Annotated in this window: 11 protein-coding genes; 5 read left to right on the top strand and 6 right to left on the bottom strand. The window is 65.5% G+C overall.

The features are described from left to right. Window positions 1-43: 43 nt before the first annotated feature. Together AC0QR5_RS05685 and mobF are read right to left on the bottom strand one after the other, a co-directional pair. Window positions 44-412: a hypothetical protein gene (locus AC0QR5_RS05685; protein ID WP_045247699.1), complete on the bottom strand. Its 369-nt coding sequence runs from the start codon at window positions 410-412 to the stop codon at window positions 44-46. 154 nt (window positions 413-566) lie between these two features. Further along, window positions 567-4109, bottom strand: coding sequence for a MobF family relaxase (gene mobF, locus AC0QR5_RS05690; RefSeq protein WP_045247720.1), 3543 nt, complete (start codon window positions 4107-4109; stop codon window positions 567-569). A gap of 229 nt (window positions 4110-4338) precedes the next feature. Here mobF and AC0QR5_RS05695 point away from each other — a divergent pair, with 229 nt between their 5' ends. Then, window positions 4339-5514, top strand: coding sequence for a DNA cytosine methyltransferase (locus tag AC0QR5_RS05695; protein WP_245610973.1), 1176 nt, complete (start codon window positions 4339-4341; stop codon window positions 5512-5514). Between the two features lie 117 nt (window positions 5515-5631). On the opposite strand, the gene AC0QR5_RS05700 is transcribed toward AC0QR5_RS05695, so the two are convergent. Further along, window positions 5632-6453, bottom strand: coding sequence for a helix-turn-helix transcriptional regulator (locus tag AC0QR5_RS05700; RefSeq protein ID WP_045247697.1), 822 nt, complete (start codon window positions 6451-6453; stop codon window positions 5632-5634). Window positions 6454-6620: 167 nt separating this feature from the next. Here AC0QR5_RS05700 and AC0QR5_RS05705 point away from each other — a divergent pair, with 167 nt between their 5' ends. Continuing rightward, complete coding sequence (locus AC0QR5_RS05705; protein ID WP_045247696.1) at window positions 6621-7361, top strand: SDR family oxidoreductase; 741 nt, start codon at window positions 6621-6623, stop codon at window positions 7359-7361. A 22-nt stretch (window positions 7362-7383) separates the two neighbouring features. On the opposite strand, the gene AC0QR5_RS05710 is transcribed toward AC0QR5_RS05705, so the two are convergent. Next, entirely contained in the window at window positions 7384-8223 is an 840-nt protein-coding gene (locus AC0QR5_RS05710; protein WP_048809058.1) for an oxidoreductase, read from the bottom strand. 104 nt (window positions 8224-8327) lie between these two features. Between AC0QR5_RS05710 and AC0QR5_RS05715 the strand changes: the two genes are divergently transcribed. From AC0QR5_RS05715 to AC0QR5_RS05725, 3 genes are all read left to right on the top strand, one after another. Then, window positions 8328-9212, top strand: a complete 885-nt coding sequence (locus AC0QR5_RS05715) for a MurR/RpiR family transcriptional regulator (protein ID WP_045247694.1) — start codon at window positions 8328-8330, stop codon at window positions 9210-9212. Continuing rightward, on the top strand, window positions 9212-10072 hold the full coding sequence (locus AC0QR5_RS05720; protein WP_045247693.1) for an EamA family transporter: 861 nt from the start codon (window positions 9212-9214) through the stop codon (window positions 10070-10072). The genes AC0QR5_RS05715 and AC0QR5_RS05720 overlap by 1 nt, the downstream gene beginning before the upstream one ends. A gap of 161 nt (window positions 10073-10233) precedes the next feature. Further along, window positions 10234-11381 (top strand): IS3 family transposase gene (locus AC0QR5_RS05725; RefSeq protein WP_329863527.1). Its coding sequence is split into 2 segments (ribosomal slippage): window positions 10234-10507 and window positions 10507-11381, totalling 1149 coding nucleotides; the frame shifts between segments, so codons are not numbered across the junction. Here the strand turns inward: AC0QR5_RS05725 and AC0QR5_RS05730 are convergent. Continuing rightward, window positions 11367-11897 (bottom strand): MaoC/PaaZ C-terminal domain-containing protein, encoded by a 531-nt coding sequence (locus tag AC0QR5_RS05730; protein WP_329863525.1) that lies wholly within the window; start codon window positions 11895-11897, stop codon window positions 11367-11369. The two genes, AC0QR5_RS05725 and AC0QR5_RS05730, sit on opposite strands and share 15 nt — an antisense overlap. Further along, complete coding sequence (locus tag AC0QR5_RS05735; RefSeq protein WP_084603852.1) at window positions 11894-12553, bottom strand: CGNR zinc finger domain-containing protein; 660 nt, start codon at window positions 12551-12553, stop codon at window positions 11894-11896. Before AC0QR5_RS05735 ends, AC0QR5_RS05730 begins: the two co-directional genes overlap by 4 nt. Window positions 12554-12580: the final 27 nt, after the last annotated feature.

A 12580-nucleotide genomic window follows, 5' to 3' on the forward strand; every position in this document is an offset into this window, starting at 1 on the left:
CGTGTCGAGCCGGATACACCGTTATTTCCACAGTCCCGCACGGTCACGAGTGGAACTCGACGGATTCATGCGTCTCCACACGATCGATCTGAGACCCGCTCCGTCGGGCGGCAGCCTCTTGGATGCGGGCACGGATCAGGAGGATCAGGCTGACCGGCCCAATGATGGTCAGCTTCATCGCGTTCCAGATGAACAGGATGACCAGGAGGTGGAGCCATCCGGGGCCACCGTCTTCGATGAGTTCGCGGCACACGGCTGCGGCGAGGAGGTATGGGATGGCGAGGAGCATCGCAGGGATGCCCCACTTGAGGCCGCGCCGGGTGCGGATCGCGTCGAGGAGCCGGCTGGTTGGCATGTAGCGGCGCAAGTAGGTGCGGGTATGGACGCTGAGGGTCCAGAGGAGTCGGAGCATGGCGGAGTCCTGTCGTGGTCTCGGCGACAAGAACCTTGAAGGACTCACCCGCGAAGGTGGAGCCATACTGTCGCGACGAGCGACAGCGCATATTTAGAGGCCGCCTCGCCTTCCACTCTACGACGGACCCCGGACAGCCGGAAGGCCCCGCCGATCAGAGCGTGCGGCCTGTGCTCTCGCGCTCGGTCGTCCGACGCCCACGTTCCGGCTTCGGCTTTGTGATGCATTGTGCCTGCGCGAGTGCAGCTTGTGCACGCGCCTGGTCGATCCTCTGCGCCACCGACTCAGCAGAGACTGTGCCGAGTGGTGTCGCAGTGGTGATGGCGTATCGGTCGCGGTAGGCGGCAACCACTCTGGCCTGCTGCCTCCACACTCTCTCAGCGCGTGGATCTTTCGGGATCGGCCCGAGCGCTCGCACCCACGGCTGTCTGCCGTGGAAGGCAGCGTCGAGAATCGCATCTGCTCTGGTCTCGATGAGATCGCGTCGCTCGTCGAGGGCCTGCCGCATCTCCGGAGCCATCTGACCGTTTGCTTCGGGGATGAGGCCGGCGATCAACCGTGGAGCCTTACGGACTCGGCCAGACCCAGCAGGCCGCGCGCTGGCTCGTTCGATCCGGTGGTGGAGGACGGATGCGAGGTCATCGGCGTCGCCGAGCGGCCTGGCGTTGACGAGGCGCGGAAGCAGAGCGTCAACGTCGTGGTGGTTGGCTTCGGCGCGGCGAAGTTCAGCGGAGAGCGCACCGTAAGCGTCGGAGTTCACGATGTCGTCGACCTGCTCGTCGCTGAGGCCGGATGTGCGCATGAGCCTCGCCCAGCGGTCGTGTTGTGCTGCTTGGGCGATGGTTTCGTACTCGGCTGCGAGCTGCGCGATCGACCCCCACCGCTCCTGCTCGGCGGTGATGGCTTCGTGGGCGGAGGGTTCGGCTCCGACGTGTTGCAGGACTCCGTAGAGCACGGACCTCGCGGTGGCGTCGGTGTTGTCGCTGGGGTGCGGGTGGTGATGGTCGTGGTCGGGCTGGTCGGTGACGACGTAGGCGTGGTTGGCGTGGCGTCCGCGGGTCATGGCGACGTAGAAGTTCTCCCGCGTCGTCGTCACCGTCACCACGGTGTGGGCGGTGTCGGTGGTGACGCCTTGCGCCCTATGAGCGGTGACAGCGTAACCAAGATCAACGAATTCTGAGACGTAGGCGGCGGGCAGGATGATCGCTCCGCCGAACCGCTTACCGTGGGGTCGGATGGTGATGGAGCCGTCGTCACGGACGTTGGTGATCTGCCACCGGTCGCCGTTGCGAACCCAAGTGTGCCGGTTCCGCAGGCGCCGGTCATTGCGGCGGGTGATGATCGTGTCTCCGGCTGAGGCAGTGCTGCCGTCGTGCAGCTCGATCTCCTTTATCGGGGTGATGGTGCCGTCGATGATGAGGTCGGCGCGAGCCCGGTTGTTCAGGGCAGTGACATTCTCGTTCGTCTCTGCGATCAGGATCGACGCACGGCCTGCCTGGGTGTCGGCACGCCACGCGGCATAGGCGGCATCGGTCGAGGTGTCGGTGTCTCCGTCGTGGATGCGCTGGTGGGTGAGGTAGGTGTCGATGATCTCGGTGCGGCCGTGACGCAAGGACAGCGAGGCGGTCTTCTCCCACTCGTTCGTGAACCGGTGAATATCGACCAACTCGGGCGCATCGTCACGATCAGAGACCAGGAGGCTGAACGCGCCACCGGCATCAACGGATTGGAGCTGCGCGTAATCGCCGACCAGCAGCACCTTCGCCCCCGCCTGATCCGCGGCGTGCGTGATGCGATCGAGGGAGATCGTTCCGGCGAGTGAGGCTTCGTCCACGATGACGAGCTGCCCGGCGGTGAAGGTGGTGCCGTGGAGGGTGTGGTTGCTCCACCACTTCGCCGTGTTCTCCGTTGTGATCCCGAGGTCTTCGGCCAGCACCGCAGCAGCGACAGCGGAGGGTGCGAGGCCGACGACAGAACCCCTGCCGTGTTCGGCCTCCCATGCTTGCCGTAGCGCGGACATGGCGGTGGTCTTCCCCGCCCCAGCAGCGCCGACGAGAACGTCAATCTGGCGGCCGGAGACGGCGACAGCGGTGAGCGCCGCGGCCTGGTCATCGCTGAGCATCCTCCCCTGCCGATCAGGCCGGTTGGTGATCTTCTCCACCGTCTCCAACGCCACAGTCGGTGCAGTGGTGGCGCGGGAGCGTTCCAAGAGGCGGTCTTCTGCTTCGAGGATAGTTTTTGATGAGTAAACGTTGGCGTGCGCTGGCCTAAACCTGCTCGACCCATCCGCCCGCCGAAACAGCACCGGACTCGACGCCAGATCCAGCGGCGACAACCGCAGAGAAGCTTGTTCAGCGGCGTCGGCGACCATGCCGGTGATCGCCTCCCGATCCTGCATCGAGGCGAACCGCCACCCCATCAACTGCCGAGACGCCTCCGCGTGCAGATTCCACCGCTGCCACGTCGAACGCTTCTCACCGACCGTCTCCATCACCGCCTGCCCGATCTCGCCGATCAGATCGAGCGGTACATCGTCGGCACGCAGCACCAGCACGGGCGGATTCGCGGTGAGAGCACGAGCCCAGGCGGTTGCATCCTGTCCGAGGACCCGCCCCGCGCGGTCACGCCAATCGGCGGTGAGCTCGGCCAGAGAGTGGATCTCTTTCTCGGGGCGAGTGGCAAGAGTTGCTTGGGCTCGGAGCTTCAGGACGGTCCTGGCGGTGGGTTGCTTGCCGTGCTGGGCGACGTACTCGGCGATGAGGCGTTCCTTCTCCGCCTCAATGTGTCGGGTTCGGGTGGAGAACTCGTCCATCAGCTCTTGCGGAACTCCTGTGATCTCCCACCCGGGGCTCCGGTCGCGTCCGCGGTCTCGGGCTTCCCAGGTCAGGCCGAGGACGCGGGTGAGCTGGTCGGCGAGGACCGCGTTGTACATCTCCGAGATCGCCACCACCGCCTGATGCATCGGCCGCCCTGCCAGCGTCCGCCACTTCCCGTCCTGCACAGTGAAGACCTTGTTGCTCACCACGACATGGGTATGCAACTGCGGATCACCAGCCCGCGAGTCGTAGTGATCAAACGCTGCGGCGGCGACGCCTGCGACATCGACGTGTGCAACCGCTCCGTCGGGTCCGGTTGCGCCCACCCTGGTCGATGCAACCTCACGCTCCATAAACGCAACCAACTCCGCAACCGCCGCGTGATGAGCGTCTGCGATCAGCGCCTGCGTGCCCGCATCGGCGACAGCCCAGAGCGTTGAGACGGACTTCGGCACGCTGAACGTGTAATCAAACCCCGCCACCGCACGCCGCGTGCCACGCTCGGCCTCTTCGGCTTCGATCTGGACGATCTGCTCCGCCCGTGTGGACGGCCCCAGATCAGTAGGCAAGGCGTTGGTTCGGGCTTCGATGCGCTCGGTGACCGACGCGAACTGCTGATACGCCCGCCCCAACGGAGCCTTCGTGATGGGGTCGTGGCCCATCCCGATCAGAAGCTGAAGCTGCGCCTCACTCACCTGGGCACCGTCGGTGAGCTCCCCGTTCCCAAGCGTCGAGAGTCCGGCGCCGAGCCAGTGACCGGGCGGGTTCCCGGCCTCAGCGTAATACCGCGTCAACGGCGTCGAGAGGGAACGATCGCCATCACCGGCAGCGACGGATCGCAGGAGGTATTTGTAACCGTCGCCGGCGGACATGACACGCATCGAGACCGTCACCCGGCACCTCCTTCTGGACAAGAGGTGAGCGTCCGATGACCGCCAGCGATCGCGGCGCTCGCGGGGCGGCGCGCCTCTTCTGAAAGACGTGTGGCAGCTCAAAACGAGGGTCGGAAGCAGGAGTCCGAATCGTGGCTCTCGGGAGGTGATCCGCGCCAGCGGAGGCGGCGGCGTGAGCGCACCTGGCAGGTGACCTGAACGGCGACAGAACTCCGACGTGGAGCCCGGCCAAGGTCATCGACCAGGCGGAGCCACGCTGCACGAGGAGCAGGCGACCAACCCGGACCGGCTGATGCGTGTCGGTTCGCTGTTCTCCGGGTACGGGGGTCTCGATCTCGCGGTCGAACACGTCTTTGGTGCTGAGACGGTCTGGTTTTCCGAGATCAATGAACCCGTCGCCCGCGTCTTCGCCCACCACTGGACAGACGCCCCCAACCTCGGCGACATCACATCGATCAACTGGCATGACGTGCCATCGGTGGACATTCTCTGCGGAGGTTTTCCTTGTCAGGACGTGAGCACGGTAGGCAAGCGTGCTGGCCTCGCACCTGGCACTCGCTCCGGCTTGTGGGCGCAGATGGCGACAGCGATCGAGATCCTGCAACCACAGTTCGTCGTGATCGAGAATGTCCGCGGCCTGCTCTCTACCAAAGCGATCCGCCCCACCCAGCAAGGAGCATCCCCCGATGCACGCAACCCCAACGACGCAACCGGCACCGATGCCACCGCAGCCCTTCGCGACCTCGAACCCGACCCGTGGGGTCTGGGAGACCAGCCAGCCCGACCTCTACGGGCGCTTGGTGCCGTACTCGGAGACCTGGCCGACCTCCGGTATGACGCGCGGTGGCTCGGCATACCCGCTTCCCTCGTCGGCGCGCCGCATCCACGGTTTCGCATCTTCGTCCTCGCGCGACGCGCTGTTCCGAACCCCTCTGGCCTCGGACTCGGCCAGGGGTGGGGAGACGCTAGATCAGGTGAAAGCGCGCCGCGGGACGATCGCTCTCAGCCATCAGGTGATCGACCTGATGACCCGGCGTGGTCGGCACCCGATATCGGACACAACGTTCGCGCTGATCGAGGAGTTCTTCGACGCTGGGGACGTTACGCCCCCGCCATTTCCCGATGGGAACGCATCATCGGACGGCCAGCGCCATCCCCGGCGATTCTGAACCAAGCTGGCGTCTGGCGTCCTGCACCCGATTTCGTGGAATGGCTTATGGGGCTACCCGATGGATGGGTCACCGCTCCGCACCTCGGCCTGACCAGTGCACAGCAGCTTGCTGCGCTTGGCAACGGCGTAGCACCGCGACAGGCGTCGATAGCTCTTCAAACCCTGCTTCGCTGTGAGGGGCAGCCGAGCGTGCACTGCCATTCGGGGACGTCGGCGAACTGAGCGATTGGACGGCGCGATACAGGCGGGATCCGACCGCGTGCGACCCGCGAGATACCAGCCATTACAGGAGAGAGATCTGCCTGAACTGAGCACTGTCGGTTCCCAAGGCCCGCGCTCCTACTCAGCGGTGAGGGATGCGAGCAGGTCAAGTTTCTCGGCGTCTGCGCTGTGCTCAGCCGGGTAGTAGACGACAAGGACAAGGTCGTCGATCGGCATCTTCTCGCGGTGGAGGCGCAGCGCGCCGAGACTCGGATGATTGACAACCGCGGTGCCACCCGCGAGCTGCCGGATATCATGCCGAGCCCACAGTGTGCGGAAACGTGCGCTGGCGAGCGAGAGCTCGCCGACGAGTTCGATGGCGCGCGGGTCATCGGTCTCGTCGCCGAGAGAACGACGGAAAGCAGCGATGAAATCGTCGACGGCCGTCTCCCAGTCCTCGTGGAAGTCGCGCTCGGCGGGGTCCAGCATCAACGAGCGCAGTCGGTTGTTCCCTGGCTCCAGGCGGGGGTTGAAGGCGATCGCGAACGGATTGGCAGCGAGGACGTCGAAGTAGCGGTTCTCGATGAACGCGGGCATGTTCAGCGCTGCGAGCATGTCGCGCAGCCGGGCAGGCACCCGCTCAGCGCGCCCGGAGGCTTTCGCGCGGCGGACACGGGGGCGCGGGCCGCCGAGGCTCATCAGGTGGTCGGCTTCGATCTCGTCGAGGCGCAGCACCCGGGCGAGCGATTCCAGTACCTGGCGCGAGGGGTTCTTGTCGCGGCCACGTTCGAGCCTGAAGTAGTAGTCAGCGCTAATACCGGCGAGGAGCGCAACCTCCTCACGCCGAAGACCGGGGACTCTGCGCCCCGATCCAGCAGGGATGCCCGCCTGCTCGGGAGTGACCAGCGCACGGCGTGCGCTCAGGTACTCCCCGAGCCGGTTGTCGTTGTTGCCGTCCATGCGATCAACGGTAGCCATTCCCCACCGATCGAAAGGTGCCCTGTCAGGACGCGGATCAGCGGGGTCCTTCCTCGGCTTCGACCATCGGCCGAGCATGGATGCATGCCGGCGATCGAGCCGGGGAGACCATCCGGCCCATAGTCGGAGACGGACAAGTGAGGAAGCACATGGATATCAGCGGACGTACCGTCCTGATCGTCGGAGGTACCACGGGAATCGGACGTGCCCTCGCCCAGCGATTCGTTGACGCGGGCAGCACGGTCGTTGTCGGCGGGCGCAACATCGAGCAGGTCGACGGCGTCGAGACGGTGCGCATCGACGTCACCGATGCGGCGTCGGTCGCTCAGGCGCGCGATGAGGTGCTGGCGAAGCACCCCGAGCTCGACGTCGTCGTGACGATGTCGGGGGTCATGCTCACTGAGGACCTGCGCGACCCGGACCACATCGCCCAGGCCGAGACCACGATCTCGGTGAACCTGCTCGGCACGATCCGCGTGATCGATGCGTTCACCCCGCACCTGCTCGGCCGTGGCGCCGGTGACATCATCACCGTTTCCTCGGGCATCGGCTTCCTGCCGTTCCCGCTCATGGCGACGTACGGCGCCTCGAAGGCGGCCGTGCACTCGTACACCGAATCGCTACGCGCGCACCTCGCTGGAACTGGTATCGCTGTGACCGAGCTGATCCCGCCGGCCGTCGCTAACGCCGGCCAGGAGAAGCTCAACCCGAATGCTCTGCCTATGGGCGACTTCCTCGACGAGATCATCGGGCTGCTCACCCAGAACCCGACTCCGAAGGAGATCGTCGTCGAGCGCGCCAAGCCCCTCCGCTGGGCTGAGCACGACGACACCTACGAGGAGCTCCTCGCCGCTCGGTCCCAGTCGCTCAGTAATCTCTCCGGACGCTGAGCCGGAGCAGCAGCGTCCCGGGTCATCCGGGGCCGTCGCTTGTGGCGGCGAGGAGCGCAGTGATGGCGTCGCTGATCGGCGTGTGGATGTCGTGTCTGCGCGCGAGACGCGAGATGACGCCGTTGCGGATACCCCATTCGAGCGGCCGGCCGGCTTCTCGGTCGGTGAGGATCGACGTGCTCATATCAGCCGGGAAGGCCTGGAAGCGGGCCAGGATGGCAGCGGGCACGTCATCGCTCAGGGTTACTCCTTCCGCATGCGAAACGGCCAGGCACTCTTTCAGATAGTCGAGAGTGAGATCCGCGAAGTCAGGGCGGGTGAACACGCCGGCACGCCGACCGGTGAGCGCCATCAGCCCGGCAGCGGCATTCTGGAGAAGCTTGCGCCAGGCGAGAGCGGTGAAGTCGCCCGCGAGTTCGACCTGGCAGCGCGTGTCGCGCAGGACATCCGCGATGCGCTCCGCCTCCGGTGATGCGGGAAGCGTCAGCCAGGGCTCGCCCCGCAGGAGGATGGTGCCGTCTTCCTGCGACTGCGCCGGGAACCAGACGACCGCGGGGACGACCTCTACTCCCTCAGGAACATGGGGTCGAACGGCAGCGATCTGCTCGACGCCGTTCTGCAACACGCAGACCACGGTCCCGGGGGCGCACAAAGCACGCAGCCAGGGGGCTGCCGCCGCGGTCTGGGTGGCCTTGACCGCCAAGAAGAGCACATCCGCCTTCTCAGGCTGCGCAGCAGGATCGGTGCGCACGGGGCCGGGAACGACGATCCGGCGGTCGCCGTCGATCAGGGTGAGCTCTGTTCGCGGCGTGCGACCGTAGAGCGTCGGTGTGTTGCCTGCCTCATGGAGCAGTGCGGACACCGTCGTCCCTATGGCTCCCGGGCCCACGACTCCAACGCGCTTGCGCTCCCTGAAAGAACTCGGTTGCTGCTCTGTCACCATGCCCCAATGTTACGCTATTACCTATGGCAAGATCATCAAGTAACTCCGTTTCTGCCGCCGAGGATCCGCTGCGCCGCTGGCTCGGAACGGTTCAGGCGCGGAGTGCGGGGCTGGTGGCAAGCGAGGCAAAGGTTGTCGACCTCGTGCTGGAGGACCCGTTGTTCGTGGGAAGGAGCACGACGGCGCAAGTCGCCGAGCGAGCAGGGGTCTCGGCGCCGAGCGTGGTCCGTGCCGCCCGCGCAATCGGTTTCTCAGGCTTCGCCGAACTGAAGCTGGAGATCGCCCGCGCTCGCGGAACAGCGGAGTTCTTCGCCCCGCCACACACGCTCACGAGCACCGATTCGACACGCACGATCATCGACACGACAGCGCGCACAGGGATCGACGCGCTCACCGCCCTCAGCGGCGCGATCGACCCGGACGCTCTCGACCAAGCGGTCTCCGCGATTTGTGGCGCGGGGCAGCTCCTCGCCTATGGTGCGGGCCCATCGGCGACGGTCGCGGCCGATGTCGTGTTCCGGCTGCGGTCGCTGGGCGTGCGGACATCGGGCGTCGTCGATCACGAGTCCGCGATGATCGCGGCACGCCTGCTCGACCCCGGCGACGTCGTCGTCGCCGTCAGCTCGACCGGTCGCACCGACATGACCGTCGCGATCGCCGACGCCGCCGCGACCGCCGACGCGACCGTCATCGCCATCACCAACCAGTACGGCACACCACTCACCGATGTCTCCGCCGTCGCACTCGTCGTGGGCGGCGCGCCGCTGACGACGCAGATGGCTGCTGCCGGGAGCCGTCTGGCGCAGCTTGTCGTCGTCGACGCTCTCGCGGCAGCACTGGCACTGCGCGATCCCGACCGTGTCTCGCGCGCCGAGCGGGCCGGGATCGACCTGCCCGACATCACCTGATGCCACCAGTCACCGTTGCGATCGTCCTCATCGCCGCAGTCGCCCACGCTGGCTGGAACCTCGTATCGAAGTACAAGAAGGGCGACACGCTGCTGTTCGTGGGCGCCTACACGACCGCTTCCGCGATCCTGTGTCTCCCTCTCGCGATCGGTGCCGCCGCCACCGGTTCGCAACCGATCACCTGGACCCTGGTCGCCGCTGCGGCCGTGTCCGCCGCCCTGCACCTGACGTACTCGCTCACCCTGCAGGCGGGCTACGACCGAGCCGACCTCGGAGTCGTCTACCCGATCGCTCGCGGCGTCGGACCGCTGCTCACCATCGTGATCGCTATCTTCCTGCTCGGAGAACGCCCCACGGCACTGGCGATCATCGGAGCGCTCGTCATCCTCGCAGGCATCCTCGTCGTCACGGGCAACCCCTTCCAGAGAACGGGCAACCGCCCCCTCCGCGGCATCGCATGGGGTACTACCACCGGAGCCACGATCGCCGCCTACACGCTGTGGGACGCGTTCGCGATCGGCTCCATCGGGCTCGCACCCGTCAGCTACTACGCCGGCACGCTCGTCGTCCAGGTCGCATTCCTGGCCCCAGCCATCATCAGACGCCGCACAGCGTTCGCGAACACCCTCCGCGTCAATCGCGCGCCTATCGCCGCGGTCGCCGTGCTGTCCCCGCTCGCGTACATCCTTGTGCTGACCGCAATGCAAACCTCACCCGTGGCACTCGTCGCGCCACTGCGGGAGGCATCCATCGTGATCGGCGCGCTCCTCGCCTGGCGTCTCTTCGGCGAAGGACACCTCGCCCGGCGTCTGATCGGCGCCGTGATCGTACTTGCCGGCATTGCCGGCATCAGCCTGTAGTCGCAATGCCAGACCAGGTACGACTCAGCGACTTTCTCCGCGTTTGATCGCCTTTTCGCCGCTCTCAGCACCCGGTGCTGCTGGTTGGGTCCCCGGGTAGGAGTCCGGTGACTGTGTGAGTTTCGCATCCGATAATGGGTGCAGGAGGAAATTCACAGATTATGGCACGTAGGCATACCCCGGATCAGGTCGTCGCGAAGGTCCGGCAGGGGCAGAAGATGCTCAATGACGGCAAGCCGATGATCGAGGTCATCAAGGAGCTGCAGGTCACCGAGGCAACCTGGTATCGGTGGCTGCAGCAGTACGGTTCCGAGCAGAACGCAGCCCAAACCAAAGCGGTCAAGGACTTGGAGAAGGAAAACGCCCGGCTGAAGCGGTTGCTGGCCGAGAAGGAACTGGCCATCGACATCCTGAACGAGGTGGCTAAGGGAAAATTCTGAGCCCCGAACCTCGCCGCCGGGCAGTGCGCATGGCGGTGGAGAAATTCGGGGCGTCCGAGAGATTCGCGTGCAAGGTGCTGGGGCAGAACCGTTCCGCGCTGCGCAAGTCACGCCCAGCGGTCAGCTTTGAGGAAGCCCGGCTACGCGCGGCGTTGCGGGCCATCGCCGGGGAGCATCCGGCGTGGGGGTGGCGGAAGGCCCGCTGGCGCCTGCTGGCCCAGCCGGAGTGGGCTGGCGTGGTGCTCAACGCTAAGCGGGTGCGCCGGCTCTGGCGGGCCGAGGGACTGACGTGCAAGCCGAAGGCGCGTAAGCGTCGCCGCACCGGGCCCGGCGCCGGGGAGCAGAAGCGGCTGAAGGCCGAATACCCGATGCACGTGATCAGCTTCGACTTCCAATCCGATGTGACCTCCTGTGGGCGGCATGTCCGGTTCTTCAACGTCATTGACGAGTACACCCGCACCGCCCTGGCGATCGTTCCGCGCAGGTCCTTCACCGCCACCGATGTGGTCGCCGTCCTGGAGGACATCATCGCCGAAACCGGTGTCACGCCAACCTATGTGCGCTCCGATAACGGGCCGGAATTCACCGCCGCAGCGCTGGTCAACTGGTGCGCCACTGCCGGGGTAGATACGGCGTTCATCGACCCGGGATCCCCGTGGCAGAACGGGTTCGCCGAATCATTCAACGCCCAATTCAGAAGGGAACAACTCACTGGGGAAATCATCGACACCATGGCCGAAGCGAAGTACTTGGCCGACGAGTGGAAGGACATCTACAATCATGAACGGCCCCACGGATCCCTCGACGGCATGACGCCGAAACAATACTGGGACACCTGGACGCAGAAAAATCAACTAGCTATCGCATAGCCACTGGACTGCTAACCGGGACCCAATCACTGCGGCCTGAGCTCCAACGTCGCGTCTCCAGCCTATGAGCGTGATTCGCGCGCGCTGCCGGATGTCGCCGTTCTGGTTCAGAGTTTGGTAGCCCACGGTGATCGATCCGCGACCGGGCCGGCTCTTCGACGGCGTGATCGTGTCGATTCGGGCAACAACCCCGAGTTCGTCATTCGGTCGTGTCGGGCTTGGCCACTCGATCTCCACGCCTTTGCCGATGATTCCTGTAGCCAAGGGCAAAGCCTGCGCGAGCAGTTTCATCGACAACGCAGCAGTATGCCATCCGCTCGCAGCGAGTCCTGCGAAGAAGCTGTCTCGGGCCGCCGTGACAGAGAGATGGAATGTCTGCGGGTCAAACTGTTCGGCGAAGGCAATGATGTCTTCCTCGCGCAGGAGCACAACTGGCGAATGGAACCGCATTCCGACTGCGAGGTCGTCAAGCCAGAAGCCGTCCGGATTCGCAACATGCAAGCCGGGTGAAGTCATCTTCCCAATTCCTTGATCGAGCGATCGTCCGTCACGTCAACGTCGGCGGTGTGCTCTCTCGGTTGGCGCGAACGTGCGCGGTGCGCGGCGGCTTTCGCTCGGTTACCGCACTGGCTCATTGAGCACCAGCGACGCTCTCTCGAACCGGACGGGAGCACGTAGATCATGCGGCATTCCTCGCTCGCGCACTCCCGGAGTCGATGACGCACGTCAGGGCTTGCGAGGATGTCCAGCAGGTCCCGAGCCGCGCGGGCGCACATCGCGCTTTGGCTGAGTGCCACCATCCGAGCTTGCGGTCCATGCAATGTGTTCGCCAAGCGGGGCGGGGGAACATCGGCGCTGGCCCACCGCTCTATCCGCTGCACGGCGAACGATGACACGGGTCGCTCGTGTACGACCCCAGACAGCACTTCCCAGGCATCCTCGCGAAGCTCACGCAACTCCGTCAGCAGCGCTCCCCGATCCACGCTCGCATCGACCTCGATACCTACACCGACGAGCCACTGTTCCAGGGCCCCCTCGCCGTCGAGGCGCTCGACGCGATGCTCTTCGCCAGCGCCCCGCCGCCCGACGGTTGCGGTGAGATTGAGAACGAGGGAACCACCGTCGAAACGAAGCTTCCGCAGTGCCGTGCTGGTTCGAAGGTCGGTAGCCATGCAACTATAGTAACCGATAGAACGGTT

It is taken from the genome of Arthrobacter sp. J156, from assembly GCF_056172865.1.

Excerpts from the sequence above, each read along its gene's own strand:
- AC0QR5_RS05685 (WP_045247699.1), bottom strand. The coding sequence starts at position 412 with ATGCTCCGACTCCTCTGGACCCTCAGCGTCCATACCCGCACCTACTTG.
- mobF (WP_045247720.1), bottom strand. The coding sequence starts at position 4,109 with ATGCGTGTCATGTCCGCCGGCGACGGTTACAAATACCTCCTGCGATCC.
- AC0QR5_RS05700 (WP_045247697.1), bottom strand. The coding sequence starts at position 6,453 with ATGGACGGCAACAACGACAACCGGCTCGGGGAGTACCTGAGCGCACGC.
- AC0QR5_RS05705 (WP_045247696.1), top strand. The coding sequence starts at position 6,621 with ATGGATATCAGCGGACGTACCGTCCTGATCGTCGGAGGTACCACGGGA.
- AC0QR5_RS05715 (WP_045247694.1), top strand. The coding sequence starts at position 8,328 with ATGGCAAGATCATCAAGTAACTCCGTTTCTGCCGCCGAGGATCCGCTG.
- AC0QR5_RS05720 (WP_045247693.1), top strand. The coding sequence starts at position 9,212 with ATGCCACCAGTCACCGTTGCGATCGTCCTCATCGCCGCAGTCGCCCAC.
- AC0QR5_RS05730 (WP_329863525.1), bottom strand. The coding sequence starts at position 11,897 with ATGACTTCACCCGGCTTGCATGTTGCGAATCCGGACGGCTTCTGGCTT.
- AC0QR5_RS05735 (WP_084603852.1), bottom strand. The coding sequence starts at position 12,553 with ATGGCTACCGACCTTCGAACCAGCACGGCACTGCGGAAGCTTCGTTTC.